Source organism: Pseudomonas sp. F9001, from assembly GCF_013385435.1.
Lineage (GTDB): Bacteria > Pseudomonadota > Gammaproteobacteria > Pseudomonadales > Pseudomonadaceae > Aquipseudomonas.
In genome coordinates, this window is record NZ_JACAPX010000013.1 from 189,950 (window position 1) to 214,493 (window position 24,544).

A 24,544-nucleotide genomic window follows, 5' to 3' on the forward strand; every position below is an offset into this window, starting at 1 on the left:
ATGAATATCGAGCCGCGATATTCATCTGTCAGGGCAAGCATGGCAAGCTACGCGTCCTCCGAGGATTGATCCAAATGCGACAGCCCTACCGCACCACCCTCTTCGCCAGCCTGATCGTGATCATTTGCGCCGGGGTGTTGTGGGCGGCGTATGACTGGTTCCAGGGACGCTACCTGCGGGCATTCAGTGAGCATACGGCGGTGTTTTCCGGTGACAGCCTGAGCCTGCCGGCCGAGCTTGCCGGCCCGGGCCCGATCCGCCTGGTGCACTTCTGGGACCCCGCCTGCCCCTGCAATGTCGGCAACCAGCAGCACCTTGGCGAGTTGATCGAGCAGTACGCCCCCCAGGGCGTGGAGTTCTATTCCCTGCAGAAAGCCGGCAGCCACGGGCAGTTGCCCGCCACCCTGGGCTCGATGAAGGCCCTCAAGGCCGTGCCCGGTGCCCAGCATCTGCCGGCCAGCCCTGCCGTGGGCATCTGGGACCGCAGCGGCAAGCTGGCGTATTTCGGGCCCTACAGCGAAGGGTTGACGTGTAACTCCAGCAACAGCTTTATCGAGCCGATCCTGCAAGCCCTCGAAGGCGGACGCGAGGTCAATGCGACCCACACCCTGGCGGTGGGCTGTTATTGCGAGTGGAACGGGGAAACGTCTCCACCCTGACCCGGCAAGCTGAACAGACGCTGTTCGTTCGACAAACTCGAACAACTGTATCGGCACGCTCCTGTATCGTAAGCAACTAGCCGTACAAGCAGACGACACGGGAACACATGAGCCAATTAACCATCATCCTCTGGATACTCAACGTCATCGTTGATACGTCCGGCCAGTTGGCGTTCAAAGCCGCAGCCTCCGCCAGCGCCGAGCATGACGGCATGGCCCACTGGCGCCATATGCTCAAGCGTCCGTGGATCTGGCTGGGCATCATCTGCTATGTGTTCGAATTCGTGCTGTGGCTGGCCTTCCTGACACTGGTGCCGTTGTCGGTCGGGGTGATGCTGGGCTCCATCAATATTGTCGTGATCATGATTGCCGGGCGTTTCCTGTTCAAGGAAAGCCTGAGCAAATGGCGGTTGATCGGCATCATGCTGATCGCCTGTGGCGTGACCGTCGTGGGGTTCGAGTAATGAAACGGTTTTATATCCTGGGTTTTCTGTCGCTGATCATTTTCGATACCTTGGCGCAGGTCAGTTTCAAGTTCGCCTCGATTCATGCCGAACCGCTGACGATGGACGCCGCGTGGTTGATCCGCGTGTTCGGTGCGCCATGGATCTACGGCGCATTCGTGGGCTACATCGGCGCGTTTTTCACCTGGATGACGCTGTTGAAATACGCCCCGGTGGGCCCGGCGTTTGCGGCCTCCCACCTGGAGCTGATCAGCGTGACGCTGATCTCCGTGTGGCTGTTCAATGACACCTTGACCCTGCCCAAGGTCGTCGGCGGCGCGCTGATCATTGCGGGCATCCTGTGCCTGGCGCGCAGCGAAGACAAAGAAAGCAAGACCGTCGAGGCCGAACCCTCGCAGACGCTGGCGTCATGACGCCCGTTGTCAGCCAGCGGGAGATTCCGCCAACGGCGGGGCTTCCCCTGCGCTGGCAGGACTTGTTCAACCGCTCGGGCGACCTGGCCCGCGACCTGGCCCGACAGCTCGACATCCCGCTGCCGGCCCTGCCCTGCTCCGGCACCGCCGCGCTGATCATGGCGCTGCGGGTGTTGCAGCAGCGCACGCCGGGGCGCACCGAGCTTATCGTGCCGGCCTATACCTGCCCGCTGGTGGCCCTGGCGGCCCATCACTGCCCGCCTTTGCGCGTGGTGGCGTGCGATCTGCAGCCCGGCAGCATCGACCTGGACGAACACCAGCTGGCGCAGCTGTGCAACCAAAACACCTTGGCGATCGTCGTCACTCACCTGGCCGGGCGTGTGGCGGATGTGGAGGCTGCCAAGCGCATTGCCGAGCCACTCGGCATTGCGGTGATCGAAGACGCCGCCCAAGCCATGGGCGCACTGGATGATGGAAAAAGCGTCGGACTGAAAGGCGACATCGGCTTTTTCAGCATGGCGCTGGGCAAAGGCCTGACGACGGCTGAAGGCGGTGTGTTGTTCAGCCGGGATCCGGCGCTGCATCAGGCGTTGCACCAGCAATGCCGGCAGGACTTGCCCTTCAGCCTGCGCTGGGAAGTGCAACGCAGCGCCGAGCTGTGGGGCTATGCTGCGGCGTATCAGCCCCGCGGGCTGAGGTACGTGTACGGCAAGCCGCTGCGGGCGGCGTTGGCGCGGGGCGATGAAGTGGCGGCGGTAGGCGACGACTTTTCCGTCAACGATATTCCGTTGCACCGCCTCGGCGGCTATCGCCAGAAGGTCGGCGCCGCAGCCCTGGCCCGCTTACCCGAGCATTTGCAGCAAGGCCGCCTGCGGGCCTTGCGTCGCGTGGCGCAGTTGAGCAGCTTGCCCGGCGTGTCGGTGTTGACCGACAGCCCGGGCCAGCAAGGCACCTGGCCGTTCCTGATGGTGGTGATGCCCAGCGCACAAACCCGCGATACCGCGATGGCGCAGCTGTGGACGGCAGGCCTGGGCGTGACCCGCCTGTTCATCCACGTATTGCCGGGCTACCCGGCACTCACCCCGCTGTTACAGCAAGGCGCCGATATCCCCCGCGCGCAAAGCTTCGCCGCCCAGACACTGTCGATCAGCAATAGCCACTGGCTGACGGACGAGCTGTTCGAGCAAGTGCTGGATCATCTGCGGCGGATTCTCAAACGCTAGGCCCAGCTTTGATCGATACGGGTCAACAAGCGCGCATTCAGCTCATTCTGCTGCTGTTGCCAGATCACCACCTGGTTCTCCGGCAGCTCTTCCTGGCCATCCGACGCACTCAGCCAGCGCTTGAACTTGCTCTGGTAGTGGTAGGCGGACACGTCGCCGGTAATGTCCGCGCCAATAATGCTGCCGTGGCAGGCGTCGATCAGCGCATTCAAATGCTTCTCCAGAAACTCGCCCTGGTCCCAATTGGTATTCACCACCTGCGGGCTCAGCACGTCTTTGTCGATGGAGAGATACACCGGCAGCGAAGGGTCGAGCTGCGCCAGGAACGCGCTCATCAACTCGTCCGCGCTGGTGAATGCACGATTGCTGCGGCCTGCGCCGATCCAGTTCAACCAACGGGTATCGACGTTGGTGTTCCAGTAGGTCAGCTTGCGTTTCACCAGCGGCGACCAGTGATTCTCCCAGGCGTGCTTGAGGGAAATGTCCGGCGAGCCAATGCCCAGCACGTGAACGTGTTCGACCTGCGGCAGGCGGCTGGCCCAGTAGACCCAGGACCCACAATGGATGCCAAACGGATAACGCATGTTGTCCGGGTGGTTATCGCAAATGATCAACTGGATCTTTTGCTGGGTGGGAAGACGGTTCAACAACAGCTGGCTGAGGTGGTGATAATCACCGCTGCCGGTAAACACACAGCCGTAATCGCTGGGCATCTGCGCGTGCAGGGCGTTCTCCAGCTCCTTGAACTGCGCCCAGCGGCAGCCGAAACGGATCTTCTCCTGCCAGGCTTGCAACGGCAGGGTAAGGGCGCCGGGAATGTTATTCACGGCCCCGTCAAAATCGAGGATCAATGCGGGACGGGCCTGGCTCATGCGGTTTGCTCCTGCTGCCACTGGGTATCGCTTTCAAAATGGTGCCGGAAACGGTTCATCACTTTGCGCAGCAGCGGGTTCCTCACCCACACCAGATGGCGGGTAAACGTGAACTTGGCGCCGAGGCTGGATTTGACCTGTGGGTCGGTCCACCCCGCGACATAAAACTGCAGGCCCTTTTCCAGGGCGAACTCCAGGTTCACAAACCAGCTGACGAAGTACAGGTTGTGCTCCAGCGCCAGCGGGTAGTTCAGGCCGATGTACTTGTCGAGCAACTTGCCGTCTTGCTGGTAGCACAGGTTATACCCGACCAGTTCGTCTTCGTCCCAGTAGCAGAACACATGCCCGCCGCTGTCGGCATCGGTCAACAGTTGGATGAAGAATTCGGGCGTGAGCAGGTCGAAGTGGATTTCGCTCTGTGCGTACACCGCCTTGTACAGCCGATACAGTTCCTGCTGCCATTGCTCATCGCTGAAGCGGGCATCGCCGGTGTCCAGGATCTCGATGCGCAGCTCATCACGGCTGCGCAACTTGCGGCGGATATTGCGGCGACGGCTGTGGGACAACCGCGACAGATACTCATCCGTCGAGCTGAAGTCGATCGGTACATAGGCCAGCGCCTGGCCCTCTACATTGATGAATCCGCGCTCGGTGCAGGCCTCGATCAACGCGTGTGCATAGCGATTGTCCTCAACGCTGAGCAGCGGAGAATCCAGCGGCACATCCTTGACGATGGTGAGCTTGCGTTGCGGTGCACACTCCTGTTGCAGCCATTGCGCCATGTCCTGTGGCGGTACGTTCAGCGGGAACGGGGAATATTCGCTGACCGTGGTGCCGATAAAACAGGTGTCGATATGCAGCCATGACTGCCACAAACGGTACCCCGGCCAACTGCGCAGGCGGCTACGCAGCTCATCGTCGGCGGTGGTCTGCAGGTCGAACCGGGTGAAAAAGTACGGCAGTCCCTGTGCTGACAGCTGGGCAGTGAAACCCACCGGCGGGTATCGCAAAAAATTGCTGATCAGCGATGGCGTTTCCATGCAGCAGGCATAAGGCACCTGTGCACGGCTGGGATCTGTCATAAATTGCATTCCGAAAGTGATAGCAAAGGCGCGCCCGGATGACGGGGTGAATCATCGCGCCGCTGGTTTCATGTAACAGAGTAAACATAATACTCCGCCCACCCGCGGCCCACTTCAGAACCCCCACTTCATGCAGCTCAGGTTCAGGGAGCACGAACCCGAGAGCATTTTCCGCAGCGCTCGCCAAACCCACTAAACTGCCCGAATCTTCACGGTGACCGACTAATAAGGGACAACCCATGAAACGCATCCTGACCGCGCTGGCCATCCTGCTCGTAGCCCTTATGGTTGGCGCCGGCTGGTACGTGTACAGCAAGCAGCCGACCCGCCAGGGCACGGTGGAGCTGGCCCATCTGCAAGGTTCGGTCACGGTGCGCTACGACGACCGAGGCGTGCCGCATATCCGCGCCGAGAATGAGACTGACCTGTACCGCGCCCTCGGCTACGTACATGCCCAGGACCGGTTGTTCCAGATGGAAATCATGCGGCGCCTGTCCCGTGGCGAGCTGGCCGAGGTGCTGGGGCCCAAGCTGCTGGAGACCGACAAGCTATTTCGCAGCCTGCGCATTCGCGAGCGCGCCTTGAGCTACGTCGAGCACATGGACCATGAGTCTGCGTCCTGGAAGGCCCTGCAGGCCTACCTGGACGGCGTGAACCAGTATCAGGACAGCCACGCCAAACCCATGGAGTTCGACGTACTGGGCATCCCCAAGCGCCCGTTCACCGCCGAAGACACCATCAGTGTCGCCGGCTACCTGGCCTACAGCTTTGCCGCAGCCTTTCGCACCGAACCCTTGCTGACCTACGTACGCGATCAGTTGGGCAACGACTACCTGAAGGTCTTCGACCTCGACTGGCAGCCCAAGGGCGCGCTGAACCTGGCGGCCGGTGACTGGAAAGACCTCGGCGCCATTGCCCAGTTGAGCGAACAGGCCATGGCCGACAACGGCCTGCCCCAGTTCGAAGGCAGCAACGCCTGGGCCATCAGCGGCAGCCGCACCAAGAGCGGCAAACCGTTGCTGGCGGGTGACCCGCATATCCGTTTCTCGGTGCCGTCGGTGTGGTACGAGGCGCAGCTGTCGGCGCCGGGCTTCGAGCTTTACGGCTATCACAACGCGCTGGTGCCGGTGGCGTTCCTGGGCCACAACAAGGATTTCGGCTGGAGCCTGACCATGTTCCAGAACGATGACCTCGACCTGATCGCCGAGAAGGTCAAGCCGGACAACCCCAACCAGGTCTGGTACCACGACAAGTGGGTGGACATGACCAGCAGCGAGCAACAGATCGCGGTCAAGGGCCAGGACCCGGTAACCCTGACGCTGCGCACCTCGCCCCACGGTCCGATCATCAATGACGTGCTCGGCGAGAATGCCGGCAAGACGCCGATTGCCATGTGGTGGGCATTCCTGGATACCGAAAACCCGATCCTCGACGGTTTCTATCAGCTCAACCGTGCCGATACCCTCGCCAAAGCGCGTGCGGCGGCGGCCAAGGTCCAGGCGCCTGGCTTGAACATCGTATGGGCCAATGCCAAGGGCGATATCGGCTGGTGGGCGGCGGCGCAATTGCCGATCCGCCCGGCCGGGGTCAACCCGGGGTTTATCCTCGACGGCAGTACCGCCCAGGCGGACAAGCTCGGTTTCTACCCATTCAGCGCCAACCCCCAGGAAGAAAACCCGGCCCGCGGTTATGTGGTGTCCGCCAATGCCCAGCCCGCGTCACCCACCGGCATGCCGATCCCCGGGTATTACAACCTGGCAGACCGTGGCCAGCAGTTGAACGCGCGACTGAGCGACAACAGCGTGAAATGGGACGTGGACAACAGCCAGGCCTTGCAGCTCGGCACCACCACCGCCTACGGGCCACGGCTGCTGGCACCGCTGCTGCCGGTGCTGCGTGACGTGGTCAAGGACCCGGCGCAGTTGAAGCTGGTGGAGCAACTGGCAGCCTGGAAAGGCGATTACCCGCTGGACTCCACCAGTGCCACGCTGTTCAACCAGTTCCTGTTCAACCTCACTGACGCGGCGTTCCACCCGAAACTGGGCGATGGGATGTTCAAGACCTTGCTCACCACCCGGGTAGTGGACGCAGCCTTGCCGCGCCTGGCCGCTTCAGCGGATTCGCCGTGGTGGGATGGCCACCGCGCCGAGACCGTCAAGCTTGCCTGGGACAACAGCCTGCAACACCTCAAGGCGACCTTTGGTGAGGATCCATCGCAGTGGCAATGGGGCAAGGCCCACACCCTGACCCACGGCCATCCACTGGGCTCGCAGAAGCCGTTGGACAAGATCGTCAACGTAGGCCCGTTTGCCGCTCCCGGCACCCATGAAGTACCCAACAACCAATCCGCACAGATCGGCCCGGCGCCGTGGCCGGTGACGTACGGGCCGTCGACCCGACGCCTGATTGATTTCGCCGATGCCGCACATGGGCTGACCATCAACCCGGTCGGGCAGAGTGGTGTGCCGTTCGACAAGCACTATTCCGATCAGGCGGAAACGTACATCGAAGGCGGGTATGAGCAGGCGCATTTCAATGATGAGGAAGTGACGGCGAATACCCGCAGTACGCTCAAGCTGTTGCCGGCCCGGACACCGCAATAACTGAAGAAACAAAAAACCAATGTGGGAGCGGGCTTGCTCGCGAATGCGGTGGATCAGTCAATACATCTGGTGACTGACACTCCGCATTCGCGAGCAAGCCCGCTCCCACATTTTGATCTGCGTTGTTGCGTCTACCGTGCTCGCAGCCGCCCCGGCGCCTCACCGTAGGTTTCCTTGAATTTCTTGCTGAACGCCGCCTGGGATTGATACCCCGCCCGAGCGGCAATATCCGTCAGGCTCAGCCGCGACTGATGCAGCAGGTTGAACGCCAGCTCCATGCGCAACTGCGTCAGCAATACCCACGGCGACACGCCCGCTACTTTGACAAACCCACGCATGAAGGTCGCCCGGGACATCGACGCGGCGCTGGCCAGGCTGTCGATGGTCCACTCATGCCCAGGATCCGCCAGCATCGCCTGCCAGGCCTTGCCCAGGCGTTTGTCGGTCAACAAGGCAAAGGTGCCCGCCACCGGCGCTTGCTGCGTCAGCCATGCCCGCAGGATCAGGGTGAACAACGCCGACGACAGCGCATCAATGAAAAACCGCGCCCCCAGCCGCTGCCCGTCCGCCTCGCTGCGCAGCAGTGCGATCAATGCCGCCAACTGCCCATCGGCCTGCCACTGCCGGCTGGACACCACCAGGTAGTCCGGCAACGCACTGAACAGCAACGACTGGCGGTTGTAGCGAAAGCTGCCGCAGAGCATGTCCACGTCCGGCTGCTCACCGCCCAGGCGATGGATCGGCAGCAAGCCGCCTTCGATCACGGTCTGCGCCACCGGCTTTACCCGCGCGCCCTGGCTGCGCACCAGGTGCGTCGCGCCACCGGGCATCAACAGGATGTCGCCCTCCTCCAGCGTCACCTGCTGCCCGCCGGACAATTCGGCGCGGCAGGTGCCCGCCAGCACAATGTGATACGGCGCCACGCCCAGCGGCTCGGGCTCGTGGTCCATGGCCCAGGCGCCCTGGAACTGGCAACGCAGGTCCAGGCTGCCCCGCAGGTTGGCCAATGCGATGAGGGTGTCGATGGAGTTCATTTGCGAGCATCGGTCAAAAAGGTGAGTGGATCGAACAAAAGCGCCAAACCTGAACCGCGCACACTGGCTTCACACCCAACCCGTTCAGGAGTTAACACGATGTTCAATAACTGGTCCGACTTGCTGCCTACCGTGAAGAAAGCCTTTGGCACGCTGGGCAAGAGCAACCCGAAGATGGTCAAAGCCTACATGGCGCTGGGGGAAGCAGCCGAGGAAAATAACGTTCTGGATGCCAAGACCCGCGAGCTGATTTCCATCGCCGTGGCCATCACCACCCGCTGTGACGGCTGCATCGGCGTGCATGCCGACGCGGCGATCAAGGCCGGCGCCACCCGCGAAGAAGTGGCCGCGACCCTGGCCACCGCGATCTCGCTGAATGCCGGCGCGGCGTATATCTACTCGCTGCGCGCCCTGGAAGCCTATGACACGCTCAAACCGGCGCCGCAAAATTAAGCCGGAATTGTTGCGGCGTCACGCCCAGCCGGCGATTGAACACACTGCGCATGTGCTGGGCATCGCGAAAGCCGCATTGATACGCCACGGTCTTGAGCGGTGCGTGGGTGCTTTCGAGCATCACCCGCGCCGCATCCACCCGCGCCCGCTCGACGAACTCCGCCGGAGTGATCTGCGCCTCCCGGGCAAATACCCGCGAGAAGTTGCGCGCGCTCATGTTGGCGGCTTTGGCCAGGTCGGCGATGGTCAGGTCGCCCGTCAGGTTGGCCAATACATACAGCTGCACCAGCGCCACCGCCGAGGTGGCTTGCGCGTGGGGTGTCAGGAACGGGCTGAACTGCGACTGCCCGCCGGAACGCTGGGTGAACACCACCAGGCGCTTGGCCACGCTGAGGGCGACTTCCGGCCCGTGGTCCTGGGCCAGCAGGTACAGCGACAGGTCGATGCCCGCCGTCACCCCGGCGGAGGTGTAGAGGTTGCCGTCCTGCACATAGAGGCGGTCGGCTTCGACCTGGGCCGATGGGCACAAGCTGGCCAGATCGGCAGCTTCGCCCCAGTGGGTGGTGACGGTGCGCCCGTCCAGCAACCCGGCGCGGGCGAGCATGAAGGCACCGTTGCAGATGGAGCCGAAGCGCTTCGCCCGCGCGCTTGCGTCCCGCAGCCATTGATTGAACACCGGGCCGAAATCCTCGAAGGGCAGCTGCGGCCCGCCGGCCATCAACAGCAAGTCGTAAGGCTCGAGGGCCTCGCTGAAATGCCGGTGTGCCTGCAACGACAAGCCGTTGGAACAGGCCATGTTGCCGTGCCCCAGGCCAATCACCTCCAGCTGGTAATGCGCCTCGGGCGGCAGAAAACGGTTGGCCTCGCAGAACACATCCAGGGGCCCGGTCACGTCCAGTGACTGGACGCCGGGGAAGATCAGGATGGCGACGGTTTTGCCCATGGATAGAAACACCTTTTTCCAACTGAATAAATGCAAAACCCCTGTGGGAGCTGGCTTGCCTGCGATACAGGCGACGCGGTCCATCAGGTATACCGAGGTGATGCTATCGCAGGCAAGCCAGCTCCTACATTTGATCGCGCATAGCCTTGGCGCGATATCGCGGCACATTGGCCGGGATCGCATCCTCGCCGCGATGGCCCCTTCGCGGGCGCGCGACCAGACTGGACTCATCGGCGCCAACCCCGGCGCTTTCTTGAGGAGAACGACCATGAGCACCACCATCGCCGGCATCAAGATCCCGGACAGCGCCCTGGCCAAGGCCACCACCGAATACATCCGCGACATCGAATCCGACCTGCTCTACCACCACTCCCGCCGGGTGTTCCTGTTCGGCGCATTGAGCGGCGAGCGCCAGCAGTTGGCCTATAACCCGGAGTTGCTGTACGTCGGCGCGATGTTCCACGACCTGGGCCTGGTGGAAGGTCACCGCAGTGACGACGAACGCTTTGAAGTGGACGGCGCCAACGCGGCGGCGGACTTTCTCAAGCCTTACGGGTTGAGCGATGACGACATCGAACAGGTGTGGTTGTCCATCGCCCTGCACACCACACCGGGGGTGCCCAAGCACTTGCGTCCAACCGTGGCGCTGGTGACGGCGGGCGTGGAAATGGACGTACTGGGAATGGAGTACGCGGCGTTTACCAGCGTGCAGCGCGAAGCGGTGGTGCATGCGCATCCACGGGGTGAAGGGTTCAAGAAGTGCATCATCTGCGCGTTTGCCGACGGCCTGCGCCATCGCCCGCAGACCACGTTTGGCAACGTGAAGACCGATGTGCTGGTGGATCAGGAGCCGGGGTTCAAGCCGATGAATTTCGTCGAGGTGATTCGCAAGTCGCCTTGGACTGCTTAACCCGAATTGGAATGCAATCAAAATGTGGGAGCGGGCTTGCTCGCGAAGGCAGTGGATCAGTCAATACATCCGGTGACTGACACTGCGCTTTCGCGAGCAAGCCCGCTCCCACATTTTTGATCCGGTTTCTTCAGGGCTACCTGATTAGACCGGTGCTGGAGCCCGACGCGAATCCGCCGGCTTCTCCCAACCATCCGCAGCCGCTTCTTCAATCGCCTGCTGGATCGCTTTCTTGCGGTGCTCTTCCGCACGGCGGCTGAAGAACCACACCAGGAACGTCACGATCGACACCGCCAACAGAATCAGGCTGGCCACGGCGTTGATCTCGGGTTTAACCCCCAGGCGCACCGCCGAGAATACTTCCATCGGCAACGTGGTCGAACCCGGCCCCGACACGAAGCTGGCCAACACCAGGTCATCCAGCGACAGCGCGAACGACATCATGCCGCCCGCCGCCAGCGACGGCGCGATCATCGGGATGGTGATCAGGAAGAACACCTTCCACGGCCGCGCACCCAGGTCCATGGCTGCCTCTTCAATCGACAGGTCCAGCTCACGCAAGCGCGCCGACACCACCACCGCCACATACGCCGAACAGAACGTGGTGTGGGCGATCCAGATGGTCACCAGGCCACGTTCCTGCGGCCAGCCGATCATCTGCGCCATGGCCACGAACAGCAGCAACAGCGACAGGCCGGTGATCACTTCCGGCATCACCAGCGGCGCCGTCACCAGGCCGCCGAACAGCGTGCGGCCCTTGAACTGGCTGATGCGCGTCAGCACGAACGCCGCCAATGTACCGAGTGCCACCGCCGCAATCGCGGTGTAGCAGGCGATTTCCAGGGAGCGACCGACCGAGCCCATCAACTGGGTGTTGTCCAACAGGCCGACGTACCACTTGATCGACCAACCGCCCCACACCGTCACCAGTTTGGATTCGTTGAACGAGTAGATCACCAGGATCAGCATCGGCAGGTAGATGAACAGCAACCCCGCCACCAGCATGAAGCTTGAGAAACTGACGCGCTTCATATCTTGCCCTCCATCTCTTTGGCTTGGCTGCGGTTGAACAGGATGATCGGCACGATCAGGATCGCCAGCATCACCACCGCCAGGGCAGACGCCACCGGCCAGTCACGGTTGTTGAAGAATTCTTGCCACAACACTTTACCGATCATCAGGGTTTCCGGACCGCCCAGCAGTTCCGGGATCACGAACTCGCCCACCACCGGGATAAACACCAGCATGCAGCCGGCGATGATGCCGTTCTTGGACAGCGGCACGGTGATTTTCCAGAAGCTGTTGAAGGTACTCGAACCCAGGTCCGATGCGGCTTCCAGCAGGCTCTGGTCGTGCTTCACCAGGTTGGCGTACAGCGGCAGGATCATGAACGGCAGGTACGAATAGACCACGCCGATATACACCGCAATGTTGGTGTTGAGGATCTGCAGCGGTTCGTTGATCAACCCGATGGACATCAGGAAGCCGTTGAGCAAACCGTTGTTGCTGAGGATGCCCATCCACGCATAGACCCGGATCAGGATCGCAGTCCAGGTCGGCATCATGATCAGCAGCACCAGCACGGTCTGGATTTCCTTGCGTGCGCTGGCAATGGCGTAGGCCATCGGGTAGCCGATCAGCAGGCAGAGGATGGTGCTGAAAAACGCCATCTTCAGCGAGCCCAGGTACGCCGCGATGTACAACTCGTCATCGCCCAGCATCCCGTAGTTGGCCAGGTTCAGCACCAACTGCAGTTTCTGTTCAACGAAGGTGTAGATCTCGGTGTAAGGCGGGATCGCCACGTCGGCTTCGGCAAAGCTGATCTTCAAGACGATGAAGAACGGCAGCATGAAGAACAGGAACAACCAGAGGAAAGGGATCCCGATGACCACATGCCGGCCACCGGGGGTTATTCGTTGCAGCTGGCGTTTGAACTTCTTCATGTTCATGAGCGAAGTACCACGCCGCTGTCGTCTTCCCACCACACGTACACCTGGTCGCCCCAGGTAGGGCGTTGGCCACGGCGTTCGGCATTGGCCACGAAGGATTGCACCAGCTTGCCGCTCGGCAATTCGACGTAGAACACCGAATGGCCGCCGAGGTAGGCGATGTCGTGCACCTTGCCGCTGGACCAGTTGTGCTCGCAGGTCGGCATTTCGGTGGTCACCAGCAGCTTTTCAGGGCGGATGGCGTAGGTCACCGACTTGTCTTCCACCGAAGTGGCGATGCCGTAGCCGACGTAGATATCGCGGTCCAGGTCCGGGCACTTGAGTACCGCGTGGCCTTCGGCGTCGTCCACCACCTGGGTGTCGAAGATGTTGACGTTGCCGATGAACTCGCACACCAGGCGGCTGGTCGGCGTTTCATAGATGTCGATCGGGCTGCCGATCTGGGCGATCCAGCCCAGGTGCATGATCGCGATGCGCTCGGCCATGGTCATGGCCTCTTCCTGGTCGTGGGTCACCATCACGCAGGTCACGCCCACGCGCTCGATGATCTCCACCAGTTCCAGTTGCATCTGCGAACGCAGCTTCTTGTCGAGTGCGCCCATCGGCTCATCGAGCAGCAGCAGTTTCGGACGCTTGGCCAGGGAACGCGCCAGCGCCACCCGCTGACGCTGGCCGCCAGACAGCTGGTGCGGCTTGCGCTTGGCGTACTGGCTCATCTGCACCAGCTTGAGCATCTCGGCCACACGGGCGTCGACCTCGGCCTTGGGGATCTTGTCCTGCTGCAGGCCAAACGCGATGTTCTGGGCCACGGTCATGTGGGGGAACAAGGCGTAGGACTGGAACATCATGTTGATCGGCCGCTCGTACGGCGGCATGTCGGTGATGTCCACACCGTCGAGGTAAATGCGTCCTTCCGTTGGGCGCTCGAAGCCTGCGAGCATGCGCAGCAAGGTGGATTTGCCCGAACCCGATCCGCCGAGCAAGGCGAAGATTTCGCCTTTCTTGATTTCCAGGGACACATCGTCCACCGCAATCGTCTCGTCGAACTTCTTCGTGACCCGGTCGATTTTGACCAGCACCTTTTTCGGTGTCTGGTCGCCCTCGAGGGCTTTCTTATAGGCGCCGGAGGCAACTGCCATTTACGAAACTCCCAGAATAAAAAGAGTGCAGCTCGCCCAATGCGGGCCAGCCTTGGATAGTTTGAGCGTTAAGCCTTACTTGCCCGTCTTGACCTTGGTCCAGCTACGGGTCATCAAACGTTGCACTTTCGGGGGTAGCTCGAAGTTGACAAAAGTCCGGTCGAGAACCGCCTGCGGTGGGTAAACCGCTTCGTCGGTGCGTATCGATTGCTCCATCAGTTTGTCCGCCCCTGGGTTAGGGTTGGCGTAACCGACGTAATCACTGACCTGAGCGATCACTTCAGGTTTCAGCAAATAGTTGATGAAGGCGAGGGCCTCTTTGACGTTGGTGGCATCCTTGGGGATGGCCAGCACGTCGAACCACAGGTTGCCGCCTTCTTTCGGAATCACATAGGCGATGTTCACGCCCTTGCCCGCCTCGGCTGCACGAGCCTTGGCCTGGAACACATCACCGGAGAAGCCGGCCGCCACGCAGATGTTGCCGTTGGCCAGGTCCGAGATGTATTTGGAAGAATGGAAGTAGGTCACGTAGGGACGCACTTTCAGGAGTTTCTCTTCAGCCTTCTTGTAGTCTTCAGGGTTGGTGCTGTTGGGGTTGAGGCCCATGTAGTTGAGCACCGCCGGCAGCATTTCATCCGCCGAGTCCATGAACGACACACCGCACGTGGCCAGCTTCTTCATATTTTCCGGCTCGAACAGCACGGCCCAGGAGTCGATATGGTCGACGCCCAATACTTCCTTGACCTTGTCGACGTTGTAGCCAATACCGTTGGTGCCCCACAGGTACGGCACGGCGTACTGGTTGCCCGGGTCGTTCTTTTCCAGACGCTTGAGCAGCGCCGGGTCGAGGTTGGCGTAGTGGGTCAGTTGCGACTTGTCGAGCTTCTGGAACGCGCCGGCCTTGATCTGCTTGCCGAGGAAGTGGTTCGACGGCACGACCACGTCATACCCGGTACGCCCGGCGAGCAACTTGCCTTCCAGGGTTTCGTTGGAATCAAACACGTCGTAGACCGGCTTGATGCCGGTGGCCTTTTCAAAGTTGGCCAGGGTGTCCGGGCCGATGTAGTCCGACCAGTTATAAATATGCACAGTCGGGGCGGCCTGCACGCTGACAGCCAGCGTGATACCTGCACCCACCAGCAAGGCTTTGCGAAATAAAGAAATTGGCAAGTGGAGGTCCTCTTAAATAGTTGGGCCCGAAGTTGTTGCCCGGCAACAAAACCGGCGCGCAACTTACCCTCGATAAACCGATCCGGCAAAACTTTCTGTCATTTAATTGTTTCGCTAACCACCGCGCGCATCGCGGCAGTTAGCAAAACAGGTATCAACGCGGCTTTACTTGCCCGATTTGATTTTTGTCCAGCTGCGGGTCATTTCCCGCTGAGTAGCAGCCGGCAAGTCAGCAATGGCATACAGCTTGGCTTGCACGTCCGCTGGCGGATAAATGCCTGGGTCGCTGGTGATGTCTTTGTCGACCAACGCGGTAGCTTTCTCGTTACCGTTCGGGAAACGTACGCTGTTGGTAATGCCCGCCATGACTTCCGGCTTCAGCAGGTAGTTCATGAACTTGTAGGCAGCGTCGACGTTCTCGGCATCTTTAGGGATGGCGACCATGTCATAGAAGCTGCCGGCACCTTCTTTCGGAATGTCATAGGCAACCTTGACCTTGCCACCGGCTTCAGCCGCGCGGGACTTGGCCTGTTGCACGTCACCCGAATAACCCACGGCTACGCAGATGTTGCCGTTGGCCAGGTCGGAAATGTACTTGGACGAGTGAAAGTAGCCGATCGAAGGACGCAGCTTGAGGAACAGGGCCTCGGCTTGCTTGAGGTCTTCCTTCTTCTGGGTGTCGGTCGGCAGGCCCAGATAATGCAGTGCCACTGGCAGCATTTCGGTTGGCGAGTCGAGGAAGCTCACACCGCAGCCTTTGAGCTTGGCGAGGTTTTCCGGCTTGAGGATGGTGTCCCACGAGTCGATCTTGTCGATGCCCAGTGCGGCCTTGACCTTCTCCGGGTTGTAGCCGATGCCGATCGAGCCCCACATGTACGGGAAGGCGTGCTTGTTGTCCGGGTCGCTGATGGACACTGCTTTAAGCAGGGACTTGTTCAGGTTGTCGTAGTTCGACAGCTTGGACTTGTCCAGTTCCTGGTAAACACCGGCCTTGATCTGCTTGGCGAGGAAGTTGTTCGACGGCACGACAATGTCGTAGCCGGACTTGCCTGCCAGCAACTTGGCTTCCAGGGTTTCGTTGGAGTCGAACACGTCATAGACCACCTTGATCCCGGACTCTTTTTCAAAGTTCGCGATGGTGTCCGGTGCGATGTAGTCGGACCAGTTATAAACGTGCAGCACTTTATCGTCGGCGTTTGCCGCGCCTGCCATGGCCCCCATCAGGGACAAGGCCAGGAGGGTCTTGCCAGCGTTCTTCAAACCTAATGCCTTCATTCGGTCATGCTCCAATTTTTTCTTTTTTGGGCCACGTTCGTTCTTTAATTACAACGTGTTTCGCAGCCCGTCTAAGGGCGACAAAACAGGGCGACAGTCTGGCAAGTTCAGGGGCCGGCTTTCAACCAATGCCCCGCTTTTCTAACACCCCAGAAGCAGCGCCCGACAGGCGCTGCGTTCTGAGCCTAGCATTTAGCCCTGCAATGCCGCCAAAGTCAGGTCCAGGCAGTGCCGCGCCTTGGTCACCAACTCGTCTATCTCGGCCTTGCTGATCACCAGCGGTGGCGAAATGATCATGGTGTCGCCGACGGCGCGCATGATCAGGCCATTCTCGAAGCAGAACGTGCGGCAGATCATGCCAACACCACGGCCTTCATAACGCTTGCGCGTTGCCTTGTCCTGAACCAGTTCGATGGCACCGAGCATGCCCACACCGCGAACTTCACCCACCAGCGGGTGATCAGCCAGTTCCCTCAAACGCTTTTGCAAATAGGGTGCCGTTTCGTCGTGCACGTGCTTAACAATTTGTTCATCGCGCATGATGCGGATGTTTTCCAGGGCTACCGCTGCCGCCACCGGGTGACCGGAATAGGTGAAGCCGTGGTTGAAATCACCGCCTTCGTTCAGCACGGCGACCACTTCGTCGCGCACGATCAGGCCGCCCATCGGGATGTAGCCGGAGGTCAGGCCCTTGGCGATGGTCATCATGTCGGGCTTGAGGCCGTAGAAATCGCTACCGAACCACTCACCGGTGCGGCCAAACCCACAGATCACTTCGTCAGCCACGAACAGGATGTCGTACTTGGCGAGGATTTCCTTGATGCGCGGCCAGTAGCTGTCTGGCGGCACGATCACGCCACCGGCACCCTGGATCGGCTCGGCAATAAAGGCACCGACGTTGTCCACGCCCAGTTCCAGGATCTTCTCTTCCAGCTGGTTGGCCGCCCACACGCCGAATTCTTCCGGGCTCATGTCGCCGCCTTCGCCGAACCAGTAAGGCTGGGCGATGTGGACGATGCCCGGGATCGGCAAGTCGCCTTGTTCATGCATATAAGTCATGCCGCCCAGGCTGGCGCCGGCCACGGTTGAACCGTGGTAGCCATTCTTGCGGCTGATGATGGTTTTCTTGTTCGGCTGGCCTTTGATCGCCCAGTAGTGGCGGACCATACGCAGCATGGTGTCGTTGCCTTCGGAGCCGGAGCCGGTGAAGAACACGTGGTTCATGCCTTGTGGGGCGATATCGGAGATGGCTTTGGCCAGTTCCAGCACCGGCGGGTGGGCGGTCTGGAAGAACAGGTTGTAGTAAGGCAGTTCTTTCATCTGCTTGGCGGCCGCATCAGCCAGTTCATCGCGACCGTAACCGATCGCCACGCACCACAGGCCGGCCATGCCGTCGAGAATCTTGTTGCCTTCGCTGTCCCACAGGTAAACGCCGTGGGCTTTGGTGATGATCCGTGGGCCTTTCTCTTTCAATTGCTTGAAGTCGCTGAACGGCGCCAGGTGGTGATCGCTGCTCAAGGCTTGCCATTCACGGGTTTGCGGGTTGTTGCTGGACATACCAATCTCCTAGATGTTTCAGGTGAGGACGCGCCGTTTGAAGGGCGCGCCCGGCGCATCAGACGGCGAAGAGCAGGAATTCCCGCTCCCACGAACTGATCACGCGCTTGAAGTTTTCATGCTCGGCCCGCTTGACCGCGACGTAGCCTGTGATGAATTTGTGACCCAGGTATTTCTCGATGGTCTTGCTGTTTTCCATGCGTTCCAGGGCGTCTTCGATGGTCAGCGGCAGGCGCAGGTTGCGGCGCTCGTAACCACGGCCCACCACCGGCGCGCTTGGGCTGATGCCTTCGACCATGCCGATGTAGCCACACAGCAGGCTGGCGGCAATCGCCAGGTACGGGTTGGCGTCGGCACCGGGCAGGCGGTTTTCCACCCGACGGTTTTGTGGGCCGGCGTCCGGAACCCGCAGGCCAACGGTGCGGTTCTCTTCGCCCCACTCCACGTTGACCGGCGCCGAGGTGTCGGGCAGGAAGCGGCGGAACGAGTTGACGTTAGGGGCGAACAGCGGCAGCAGCTCGGGGATGAACTTCTGCAGGCCGCCGATGTGGTGCAGAAACAGCTCGCTCTTGGTCCCGTCTTCATTGGAGAACACGTTCTTGCCGGTGGCGATATCGATGATGCTCTGGTGCAGGTGCATCGCGCTGCCGGGCTCGCCGGTCATGGGCTTGGCCATGAAGGTGGCCGCCACGTCGTGCTTGAGCGCCGCTTCGCGCATGGTGCGCTTGAACACCAGGATCTGGTCGGCCAGGGACAGTGCGTCGCCGTGACGGAAGTTGATTTCCATCTGCGCCGTGCCGTCTTCGTGGATCAACGTGTCGAGGTCCAGTTCCTGCAATTCGCACCAGTCGTAGACGTCTTCGAACAACGGGTCGAATTCGTTGGCCGCTTCTATAGAGAAGGACTGGCGGCCGGTCTCCGGGCGACCGGAACGGCCAATCGGCGGTTGCAGCGGGAAGTCCGGGTCTTCGCAGCGCTTGGTCAGGTAGAACTCCATCTCCGGCGCCACGATGGGCTGCCAGCCCTTGTCGGCATAGAGCTTGAGGACTTTCTTGAGCACGTTGCGCGGCGACAGCTCGATCGGGTTGCCTTGCTTGTCGTAGGTGTCGTGGATCACCTGGGCCGTAGGCTCTATGGCCCAGGGCACGAGGTACACCGCGTTCTCGTCCGGGCGGCAGATCATGTCGATGTCGGCCGGGTCGAGCAATTCGTAATAGATGTCGTCTTCGACATAGTCGCCGGTCACGGTCTGCAACAGAACGCTTTCGGGCAGGCGCATGCCTTTTTCGGCGATGAACTTGTTGGTCGGCGAGATCTTGCCCCGGGTGATGCCGGTGAGGTCGCCAATCATGCATTCGACTTCTGTGATCTTGTGGTCTTTCAACCAATCGGTGAGCTGGTCGAGGTTGTTACTCATAAATGCCTCTGGGCTGTGTTTCCTGACATCCATTAAAGGTCAGGCGTAAGTTGACGCAGCATCCGCGTCGCGTTGCATCACCCGCTTTCGACAGGCATTGCCAAATGCCTGGAAGATTGCGAGGTAGTGCGGGTTAGAGCTTACCTGCCATTCGGGGTGCCATTGCACTCCTAAAGCAAAAGCCTTGCCCGCGGGCACTGAAAAGCCTTCGATCAGGCCATCCGGCGCGGTGGCCTCGACCTGGAAACCGGCCGCCAGGCGATCAATGCCCTGTGAATGAATCGAGTTGACCTGGATCGTCGACGGCAAGCCCAGGCTTGCCAATACCCCATTCGGGGAGATGGTTACCGGATGTGCCGGGCCGTACTGGATGTCCAGCGGCTGGGTGTCGTCTTCGCGGTGATCCATCATGCCCGGCACTTCATGAACCTTCTGGTGCAGGCTGCCGCCAAACGCCACGTTCATTTCCTGGAAGCCACGGCAAATCCCCAGCACCGGAACACCGGCCGCTATGGCTGCACGCAGCAGCGGCAGAGTGGTTTGGTCCCGTGCAGAATCATGAGCAGTCCCGGGCGCGCTGGCCGGACCGTCGTAGTGAAAGGGTTCGATATTGGAAGGTGAGCCGGTAAATAGAATGCCGTCCAGGCCGTCAAGAATATTGGCCGGGTCGAGCAGATCCGCCAGGGACGGAATAATCAACGGCAAGCCCTTGGCAGCGGTGGCCACTGCACGGACGTATTTGTCGCCACTGATGTGATAAGCATGCAGACCGACCTGTTTGGAGCAGGCGGTGACGCCGATTAACGGCAGGCGAGACATGAAGCACCCCGGTATTATTGCTGTTATGGGTTTGAATCGAGCTTAGCCTTGTTCATTTTTTTACACAACACCCCCGTAAAAAATACAACACGGCCCGCTCAAACGTGCTGGTTCCAAGAGCCCCAATCCCAAAAAATTGCCCCAAAAAGCCCCAAAAAAGCCCTCACGGCGCTTTTTTAGGGCAAAAAAGGCCTCGCTTGACTTCGGCATGCCGTTCGGGTTGACTGAAACCCGAAGAGATCAATGATTGATATTTTTAACAACAAAGGTGTTGCATCATGTCGGTACCCCCGCGTGCCGTTCAGCTTAACGAAGCGAACGCGTTCCTTAAGGATCATCCTGAGGTTCTGTACGTAGACCTTCTAATTGCGGATATGAATGGTGTGGTGCGCGGCAAGCGCATCGAACGCACCAGCCTCCACAAGGTTTACGAGAAGGGCATTAACCTGCCTGCCTCTCTATTTGCCCTGGATATCAACGGCTCAACGGTGGAAAGCACCGGCCTGGGTCTGGACATCGGTGATGCTGACCGAATCTGTTATCCAATCCCCGACACCCTGTGCAATGAACCCTGGCAAAAGCGCCCAACCGCGCAACTGCTGATGACCATGCACGAACTCGAAGGTGAACCTTTCTTCGCCGATCCTCGCGAAGTACTCCGCCAAGTTGTAAGCAAATTTGACGACCTCGGTCTGACCATCTGCGCCGCATTCGAGCTGGAGTTCTACCTGATTGACCAGGAGAACGTGAATGGCCGGCCACAACCGCCCCGCTCGCCGATCTCCGGCAAACGCCCGCACTCGACACAGGTCTACCTGATCGACGACCTCGACGAATATGTCGACTGCCTCCAGGACATTCTGGAAGGTGCAAAAGAGCAAGGCATCCCTGCCGACGCCATCGTCAAGGAAAGTGCCCCGGCGCAGTTCGAAGTGAACCTGCACCACGTTGCCGACCCTATAAAGGCCTGCGACTACGCGGTACTGCTCAAGCGCTTGATCAAGAACATCGCCTACGACCATGAGATGGACACCACCTTCATGGCCAAGCCTTACCCGGGCCAGGCAGGCAACGGCCTACACGTGCACATTTCGATCCTGGACAAGGACGGCAAGAACATCTTTGCCAGCGAGGATCCCGAGCAGAACGCCGCATTGCGTCACGCGATCGGCGGTGTGCTGGAGACCCTACCCGCCCAAATGGCGTTCCTGTGCCCTAACGTCAACTCCTACCGTCGTTTCGGCGCACAGTTCTACGTGCCGAACTCGCCGTGCTGGGGCCTGGATAACCGCACCGTGGCGATTCGCGTACCGACCGGCTCGTCCGACGCCGTACGTATCGAACACCGTGTGGCCGGGGCTGATGCCAACCCTTACCTGCTGATGGCTTCGGTATTGGCGGGCGTGCATCACGGCCTGACCAACAAGATCGAGCCAGGCGCACCGGTGGAAGGCAACAGCTACGAGCAGAACGAACAGAGCCTGCCGAACAACCTGCGTGATGCACTGCGCGAGTTGGACGACAGCGAAGTGATGGCCAAGTACATCGATCCTAAATACATCGATATCTTCGTCGCCTGTAAGGAAAGTGAGCTGGAGGAGTTCGAACACTCCATCTCCGACCTTGAGTACAACTGGTACCTGCATACCGTGTAAGCGGTTGCCGGGCTAAAAAGAACGCCGCAGGCCTTTGGCCTACGGCGTTTTTTTATGGCCGTTGTGGCGAGGGAGCTTGCTCCCGCCGGGCTGCGAAGCGGCCCCAATAAGAACACCGGGTTCTTTCAGGCGGAACCGAGGTGCAGGTCTTGGGCCTGCTGCGCAGTCCAGCGGGAGCAAGCCCCCTCGCCACAGGGTATGGATCATCCAGTGGCTCTGCGTACAATGCCCGCTGCCCTGTAGGAGACTTCAATGAATCGCCCTGCCACTCCTCGCAAACCCCGCGCCCGCAGCCAGGCCCGGATCGACTCGATCCTCGATGCCGCCCGCACCTTGCTGGCCGCCGAAGGCGTGGCCAGCCTGTCGATCTACAGCGTGGCCGAGCGGGCGCAGATTCCACCGTCATCGGTGTATCACTTCTTCGCCAGCGTGCCGGCGTTGCTGGAGGCGCTGACCGCTGACGTTCATGCGGCCTTTCGCGCGGCCATTCAGGCGCCCATCGATCATGATTCACTCAAGCACTGGCGCGACCTGTCCTGCGTGGTGGAGCAGCGCATGCTCAGCATCTACAGCAACGACGCCGCCGCCCGCCAATTGATCCTGGCCCAGCACGGGTTGACCGAAGTGACACAGGCCGACCGCCAGCACGACCTGGAGCTGGGAAACCTGATGTTTGAGGTGTTCAACCGGCACTTTGAGGTGCCGAGCCTGCCCGCCGATGTCGACGTGTTTGCCCTGGCCCTGGAACTGAGCGACCGCGTCTACGCGCGCTCGGTGCATCAGCACGGGCAAATCACCCCGCGCATGGCCGAGGAAGGCATGCGGGTGTTTGATGCGTATGTGGGGCTTTATCTGCCGGCGTTCTTGCCCAAGCGGGTGGCTGCGCTCTGATTTTTTGTTGCCTGTCCGGGCCTCTTCGCGAGCAAGCCCGCTCCCACATTCGACCGTATTCCAAAGGTAGAACTCGGTCAAATGTGGGAGCGGGCTTGCTCGCGAAAGCAATCTTGAGAACGACAAAAACCCCGACAGGCTTTCACCTTCGGGGTTTGTGCGAACCATTGATCACAACTTGGCGATCGACACCTCGGTGGATTTCACGAAGGCAATCACTTCACTGCCGATCACCAGTTCCAGCTCTTTCACCGAGCGGGTGGTGATCACGGAAGTGACGATACCGGACGCGGTCTGTACGTCGATTTCCGACAGCACGTCGCCTTCGACGATTTCCTTGATGGTGCCTTTGAACTGGTTACGCACGTTGATGGCTTTGATAGTCATGGTCGTTCTTCCTGTGTAAGACAAGTGAGTTATTGAGCCCAACGCAATTGCGTAGGCAGCGGTGAAACAGGTTCGGGTTCCGGCGGGGTGCCGGGCAGCGACAACACACGGTTAAGCACTTCGGTTTCCAGCGCCGCCAGGCGGTGGGAGCCACGTACCCGCGGACGTGGGAGTTCCACGTGCAGGTCGAGGCCGATTTCGCCGTCTTCGATCAAAATCACCCGGTCGGCAATGGCCACGGCTTCGCTGACGTCGTGGGTCACCAGCAACACGGTGAAGCCGTGCTTCTGCCAGAGGTTCTCGATCAGTTGCTGCATCTCGATCCGGGTCAGGGCATCCAGCGCCCCCAGCGGTTCGTCCAGCAGCAACAGGCGCGGTTGGTGGATCAGGGCGCGGGCCAGGGCCACGCGCTGCTTCTGGCCACCGGACAACGCCGCCGGCCACTCATTGGCGCGCTCGGCCAGGCCGACCGCTTCCAGCGCTTCCAGTGCCTGCGGGCGCCAGTTGCCCTTGAGGCCAAGGCCCACGTTGTCGATGATCTTTTTCCACGGCAGCAGGCGCGCTTCCTGGAACATCAACCGCGTGTCTTCAATCGCTTCGCTCAGCGGCGCGGAGCCGGCGAGCAGTTCGCCACCGCTGGCTTTGTCCAGCCCGGCCAGCAGGCGCAGCAAGGTACTTTTGCCGCAGCCACTGCGGCCCACGACCGCCACGAATTGACCGGCAGGAATATGCAGGTCGATTTCCTTCAGCACTTCCCGCGAACCGAAAGCCTTGCGCAACTTGCGCACTGCCAGGGGAATGCCCCGCAGCAGGCGTGGAGGTTGTTGAGCGGTCATGCCGCACCTCCTTTATTCACTTGATAAGCCGGGTGCCAGCGCAGCCAGACTCGCTCCAGGCCTCGCGCCGCCAGGTCTGCCAGCTTGCCGAGGACCGCGTAAAGCACGATCGCCAGAACCACCACGTCGGTCTGCAGGAATTCCCGGGCGTTCATCGCCAGGTAGCCGATACCGGAACTGGCGGAGATGGTTTCCGCGACGATCAACGTCAGCCACATAAAGCCCAGCGCGAAGCGCACGCCCACCAGAATCGAAGGCAAGGCGCCCGGCAAAATCACTTGGCGAAACAGGCTGAAACCGGACAGGCCATAACTGCGGGCCATTTCCACCAGCGCCGGGTCGACGTTGCGGATGCCGTGGTAAGTATTGAGATAGATCGGGAACAGTGTGCCGAGGGCGACCAGGAATATCTTCGCCGTCTCGTCGATGCCGAACCACAGGATCACCAGCGGGATCAGCGCCAGGTGCGGCACGTTGCGGATCATCTGCACCGAGCTGTCCAGCAGGCGTTCACCCCAGGTCGACAGGCCGGTGATAAACCCCAGGGTCAGGCCGATGCTGCCGCCGATCACAAAGCCCAGGCCCGCACGCCAGCCGCTGATGGCCAGGTGGGTCCAGATTTCGCCGCTACGCACCAGGCTGACACCCGCTTCGATCACCGCGCTGGGTGCCGGCAGAATGCGCGTCGACAACCAGCCGGCCGAGACGGACAGCTGCCATACCGCCAGCAACAGGATCGGCAGCGCCCAGGGCGCCAATCGATGACTTAACTTTTCAAGGTTCATGGCGGCGC

24 protein-coding genes are annotated in these 24,544 nt (G+C 60.7%); 9 read left to right on the forward strand and 15 right to left on the reverse strand.

The features are described 5' to 3' along the window. Window positions 1-74 precede the first annotated feature (74 nt). The 4 genes from HX818_RS13445 to HX818_RS13460 all read left to right on the forward strand — a co-directional run bounded on the left by HX818_RS13445 (window position 75) and on the right by HX818_RS13460 (window position 2,759). A complete protein-coding gene (locus HX818_RS13445) occupies window positions 75-659 on the forward strand; it encodes a DUF6436 domain-containing protein (protein WP_003213861.1) in 585 nt (194 codons plus the stop codon). A gap of 107 nt (window positions 660-766) precedes the next feature. Continuing rightward, window positions 767-1,123, forward strand: coding sequence for an EamA family transporter (locus HX818_RS13450; RefSeq protein WP_003213864.1), 357 nt, complete (start codon window positions 767-769; stop codon window positions 1,121-1,123). Further along, a complete protein-coding gene (locus HX818_RS13455; protein ID WP_003213866.1) occupies window positions 1,123-1,536 on the forward strand; it encodes a multidrug efflux SMR transporter in 414 nt (137 codons plus the stop codon). Before HX818_RS13450 ends, HX818_RS13455 begins: the two co-directional genes overlap by 1 nt. Further along, window positions 1,533-2,759, forward strand: coding sequence for a DegT/DnrJ/EryC1/StrS family aminotransferase (locus HX818_RS13460; RefSeq protein WP_134327492.1), 1,227 nt, complete (start codon window positions 1,533-1,535; stop codon window positions 2,757-2,759). The genes HX818_RS13455 and HX818_RS13460 overlap by 4 nt, the downstream gene beginning before the upstream one ends. On the opposite strand, the gene HX818_RS13465 is transcribed toward HX818_RS13460, so the two are convergent. Both HX818_RS13465 and HX818_RS13470 read right to left on the reverse strand, forming a co-directional pair. Next, window positions 2,756-3,631, reverse strand: a complete 876-nt coding sequence (locus tag HX818_RS13465; protein ID WP_177020263.1) for a hypothetical protein — start codon at window positions 3,629-3,631, stop codon at window positions 2,756-2,758. The two genes, HX818_RS13460 and HX818_RS13465, sit on opposite strands and share 4 nt — an antisense overlap. Further along, window positions 3,628-4,713 (reverse strand): GNAT family N-acetyltransferase, encoded by a 1,086-nt coding sequence (locus tag HX818_RS13470; RefSeq protein ID WP_177020264.1) that lies wholly within the window; start codon window positions 4,711-4,713, stop codon window positions 3,628-3,630. Before HX818_RS13470 ends, HX818_RS13465 begins: the two co-directional genes overlap by 4 nt. A gap of 239 nt (window positions 4,714-4,952) precedes the next feature. Between HX818_RS13470 and HX818_RS13475 the strand changes: the two genes are divergently transcribed. Further along, window positions 4,953-7,316: a penicillin acylase family protein gene (locus HX818_RS13475; RefSeq protein WP_177020265.1), complete on the forward strand. Its 2,364-nt coding sequence runs from the start codon at window positions 4,953-4,955 to the stop codon at window positions 7,314-7,316. A 131-nt stretch (window positions 7,317-7,447) separates the two neighbouring features. Here HX818_RS13475 and HX818_RS13480 read toward each other — a convergent pair whose 3' ends face one another. Beyond that, the gene (locus HX818_RS13480) at window positions 7,448-8,350 is read right to left on the reverse strand and encodes an AraC family transcriptional regulator (RefSeq protein ID WP_102370124.1); all 903 of its coding nucleotides are present in this window, start codon (window positions 8,348-8,350) and stop codon (window positions 7,448-7,450) included. A 99-nt stretch (window positions 8,351-8,449) separates the two neighbouring features. On the opposite strand from HX818_RS13480, the gene HX818_RS13485 reads away from it, so the two are divergent. Then, window positions 8,450-8,803, forward strand: a complete 354-nt coding sequence (locus HX818_RS13485; protein WP_177020266.1) for a carboxymuconolactone decarboxylase family protein — start codon at window positions 8,450-8,452, stop codon at window positions 8,801-8,803. Here the strand turns inward: HX818_RS13485 and HX818_RS13490 are convergent. Continuing rightward, window positions 8,781-9,746 (reverse strand): GlxA family transcriptional regulator, encoded by a 966-nt coding sequence (locus HX818_RS13490; protein ID WP_177020267.1) that lies wholly within the window; start codon window positions 9,744-9,746, stop codon window positions 8,781-8,783. The two genes, HX818_RS13485 and HX818_RS13490, sit on opposite strands and share 23 nt — an antisense overlap. Before the next feature lie 268 nt (window positions 9,747-10,014). Between HX818_RS13490 and HX818_RS13495 the strand changes: the two genes are divergently transcribed. After that, on the forward strand, window positions 10,015-10,656 hold the full coding sequence (locus HX818_RS13495; protein ID WP_177020268.1) for an HD domain-containing protein: 642 nt from the start codon (window positions 10,015-10,017) through the stop codon (window positions 10,654-10,656). A 144-nt stretch (window positions 10,657-10,800) separates the two neighbouring features. Here the strand turns inward: HX818_RS13495 and HX818_RS13500 are convergent, their stop codons facing one another. The 8 genes from HX818_RS13500 to HX818_RS13535 form a co-directional block, all read right to left on the reverse strand. After that, a complete protein-coding gene (locus HX818_RS13500; protein WP_008438909.1) occupies window positions 10,801-11,688 on the reverse strand; it encodes an ABC transporter permease subunit in 888 nt (295 codons plus the stop codon). Further along, window positions 11,685-12,605, reverse strand: a complete 921-nt coding sequence (locus HX818_RS13505) for an ABC transporter permease subunit (RefSeq protein ID WP_003213882.1) — start codon at window positions 12,603-12,605, stop codon at window positions 11,685-11,687. Before HX818_RS13505 ends, HX818_RS13500 begins: the two co-directional genes overlap by 4 nt. Then, the gene (locus HX818_RS13510) at window positions 12,602-13,744 is read right to left on the reverse strand and encodes an ABC transporter ATP-binding protein (RefSeq protein WP_003195240.1); all 1,143 of its coding nucleotides are present in this window, start codon (window positions 13,742-13,744) and stop codon (window positions 12,602-12,604) included. The genes HX818_RS13505 and HX818_RS13510 overlap by 4 nt, the downstream gene beginning before the upstream one ends. A 75-nt stretch (window positions 13,745-13,819) precedes the next feature. Further along, a complete protein-coding gene (locus HX818_RS13515; RefSeq protein ID WP_003213885.1) occupies window positions 13,820-14,914 on the reverse strand; it encodes a polyamine ABC transporter substrate-binding protein in 1,095 nt (364 codons plus the stop codon). A 165-nt stretch (window positions 14,915-15,079) separates the two neighbouring features. Continuing rightward, the gene (locus HX818_RS13520; RefSeq protein WP_177009125.1) at window positions 15,080-16,174 is read right to left on the reverse strand and encodes a polyamine ABC transporter substrate-binding protein; all 1,095 of its coding nucleotides are present in this window, start codon (window positions 16,172-16,174) and stop codon (window positions 15,080-15,082) included. A gap of 207 nt (window positions 16,175-16,381) precedes the next feature. Further along, a complete protein-coding gene (locus tag HX818_RS13525; RefSeq protein ID WP_003213889.1) occupies window positions 16,382-17,746 on the reverse strand; it encodes an aspartate aminotransferase family protein in 1,365 nt (454 codons plus the stop codon). Between the two features lie 58 nt (window positions 17,747-17,804). After that, window positions 17,805-19,163 (reverse strand): glutamine synthetase family protein, encoded by a 1,359-nt coding sequence (locus HX818_RS13530; RefSeq protein WP_003213891.1) that lies wholly within the window; start codon window positions 19,161-19,163, stop codon window positions 17,805-17,807. 39 nt (window positions 19,164-19,202) lie between these two features. Beyond that, window positions 19,203-19,982 (reverse strand): gamma-glutamyl-gamma-aminobutyrate hydrolase family protein, encoded by a 780-nt coding sequence (locus HX818_RS13535; RefSeq protein ID WP_003213893.1) that lies wholly within the window; start codon window positions 19,980-19,982, stop codon window positions 19,203-19,205. 278 nt (window positions 19,983-20,260) lie between these two features. Here HX818_RS13535 and HX818_RS13540 point away from each other — a divergent pair, with 278 nt between their 5' ends. Beyond that, a complete protein-coding gene (locus HX818_RS13540) occupies window positions 20,261-21,637 on the forward strand; it encodes a glutamine synthetase family protein (RefSeq protein ID WP_003213894.1) in 1,377 nt (458 codons plus the stop codon). 252 nt (window positions 21,638-21,889) lie between these two features. Continuing rightward, window positions 21,890-22,528, forward strand: a complete 639-nt coding sequence (locus HX818_RS13545; RefSeq protein WP_177020269.1) for a TetR/AcrR family transcriptional regulator — start codon at window positions 21,890-21,892, stop codon at window positions 22,526-22,528. Window positions 22,529-22,699: 171 nt separating this feature from the next. On the opposite strand, the gene HX818_RS13550 is transcribed toward HX818_RS13545, so the two are convergent. The 3 genes from HX818_RS13550 to ssuC are packed head-to-tail and all read right to left on the reverse strand — an operon-like array spanning window position 22,700 to window position 24,536. Next, entirely contained in the window at window positions 22,700-22,915 is a 216-nt protein-coding gene (locus HX818_RS13550) for a molybdopterin-binding protein (protein ID WP_003213899.1), read from the reverse strand. 29 nt (window positions 22,916-22,944) lie between these two features. Next, the gene (gene ssuB / locus HX818_RS13555; protein ID WP_003213901.1) at window positions 22,945-23,751 is read right to left on the reverse strand and encodes an aliphatic sulfonates ABC transporter ATP-binding protein; all 807 of its coding nucleotides are present in this window, start codon (window positions 23,749-23,751) and stop codon (window positions 22,945-22,947) included. Beyond that, window positions 23,748-24,536, reverse strand: coding sequence for an aliphatic sulfonate ABC transporter permease SsuC (ssuC, locus tag HX818_RS13560; protein ID WP_008438905.1), 789 nt, complete (start codon window positions 24,534-24,536; stop codon window positions 23,748-23,750). The genes ssuB and ssuC overlap by 4 nt, the downstream gene beginning before the upstream one ends. Between the last annotated feature and the right edge of the window lie 8 nt (window positions 24,537-24,544).

What these genes read in the sequence shown, in the direction of transcription:
- HX818_RS13465 (WP_177020263.1), bottom strand. Translation starts at nt 3,631, where the DNA reads ATGAGCCAGGCCCGTCCCGCATTGATCCTCGATTTTGACGGGGCCGTG.
- ssuB (WP_003213901.1), bottom strand. Translation starts at nt 23,751, where the DNA reads ATGACCGCTCAACAACCTCCACGCCTGCTGCGGGGCATTCCCCTGGCA.
- ssuC (WP_008438905.1), bottom strand. Translation starts at nt 24,536, where the DNA reads ATGAACCTTGAAAAGTTAAGTCATCGATTGGCGCCCTGGGCGCTGCCG.
- HX818_RS13540 (WP_003213894.1), top strand. Translation starts at nt 20,261, where the DNA reads ATGTCGGTACCCCCGCGTGCCGTTCAGCTTAACGAAGCGAACGCGTTC.
- HX818_RS13485 (WP_177020266.1), top strand. Translation starts at nt 8,450, where the DNA reads ATGTTCAATAACTGGTCCGACTTGCTGCCTACCGTGAAGAAAGCCTTT.
- HX818_RS13550 (WP_003213899.1), bottom strand. Translation starts at nt 22,915, where the DNA reads ATGACTATCAAAGCCATCAACGTGCGTAACCAGTTCAAAGGCACCATC.
- HX818_RS13495 (WP_177020268.1), top strand. Translation starts at nt 10,015, where the DNA reads ATGAGCACCACCATCGCCGGCATCAAGATCCCGGACAGCGCCCTGGCC.
- HX818_RS13525 (WP_003213889.1), bottom strand. Translation starts at nt 17,746, where the DNA reads ATGTCCAGCAACAACCCGCAAACCCGTGAATGGCAAGCCTTGAGCAGC.
- HX818_RS13455 (WP_003213866.1), top strand. Translation starts at nt 1,123, where the DNA reads ATGAAACGGTTTTATATCCTGGGTTTTCTGTCGCTGATCATTTTCGAT.
- HX818_RS13445 (WP_003213861.1), top strand. Translation starts at nt 75, where the DNA reads ATGCGACAGCCCTACCGCACCACCCTCTTCGCCAGCCTGATCGTGATC.
- HX818_RS13490 (WP_177020267.1), bottom strand. Translation starts at nt 9,746, where the DNA reads ATGGGCAAAACCGTCGCCATCCTGATCTTCCCCGGCGTCCAGTCACTG.
- HX818_RS13505 (WP_003213882.1), bottom strand. Translation starts at nt 12,605, where the DNA reads ATGAACATGAAGAAGTTCAAACGCCAGCTGCAACGAATAACCCCCGGT.
- HX818_RS13535 (WP_003213893.1), bottom strand. Translation starts at nt 19,982, where the DNA reads ATGTCTCGCCTGCCGTTAATCGGCGTCACCGCCTGCTCCAAACAGGTC.
- HX818_RS13530 (WP_003213891.1), bottom strand. Translation starts at nt 19,163, where the DNA reads ATGAGTAACAACCTCGACCAGCTCACCGATTGGTTGAAAGACCACAAG.
- HX818_RS13450 (WP_003213864.1), top strand. Translation starts at nt 767, where the DNA reads ATGAGCCAATTAACCATCATCCTCTGGATACTCAACGTCATCGTTGAT.
- HX818_RS13545 (WP_177020269.1), top strand. Translation starts at nt 21,890, where the DNA reads ATGAATCGCCCTGCCACTCCTCGCAAACCCCGCGCCCGCAGCCAGGCC.
- HX818_RS13470 (WP_177020264.1), bottom strand. Translation starts at nt 4,713, where the DNA reads ATGACAGATCCCAGCCGTGCACAGGTGCCTTATGCCTGCTGCATGGAA.
- HX818_RS13475 (WP_177020265.1), top strand. Translation starts at nt 4,953, where the DNA reads ATGAAACGCATCCTGACCGCGCTGGCCATCCTGCTCGTAGCCCTTATG.
- HX818_RS13480 (WP_102370124.1), bottom strand. Translation starts at nt 8,350, where the DNA reads ATGAACTCCATCGACACCCTCATCGCATTGGCCAACCTGCGGGGCAGC.
- HX818_RS13510 (WP_003195240.1), bottom strand. Translation starts at nt 13,744, where the DNA reads ATGGCAGTTGCCTCCGGCGCCTATAAGAAAGCCCTCGAGGGCGACCAG.
- HX818_RS13500 (WP_008438909.1), bottom strand. Translation starts at nt 11,688, where the DNA reads ATGAAGCGCGTCAGTTTCTCAAGCTTCATGCTGGTGGCGGGGTTGCTG.
- HX818_RS13460 (WP_134327492.1), top strand. Translation starts at nt 1,533, where the DNA reads ATGACGCCCGTTGTCAGCCAGCGGGAGATTCCGCCAACGGCGGGGCTT.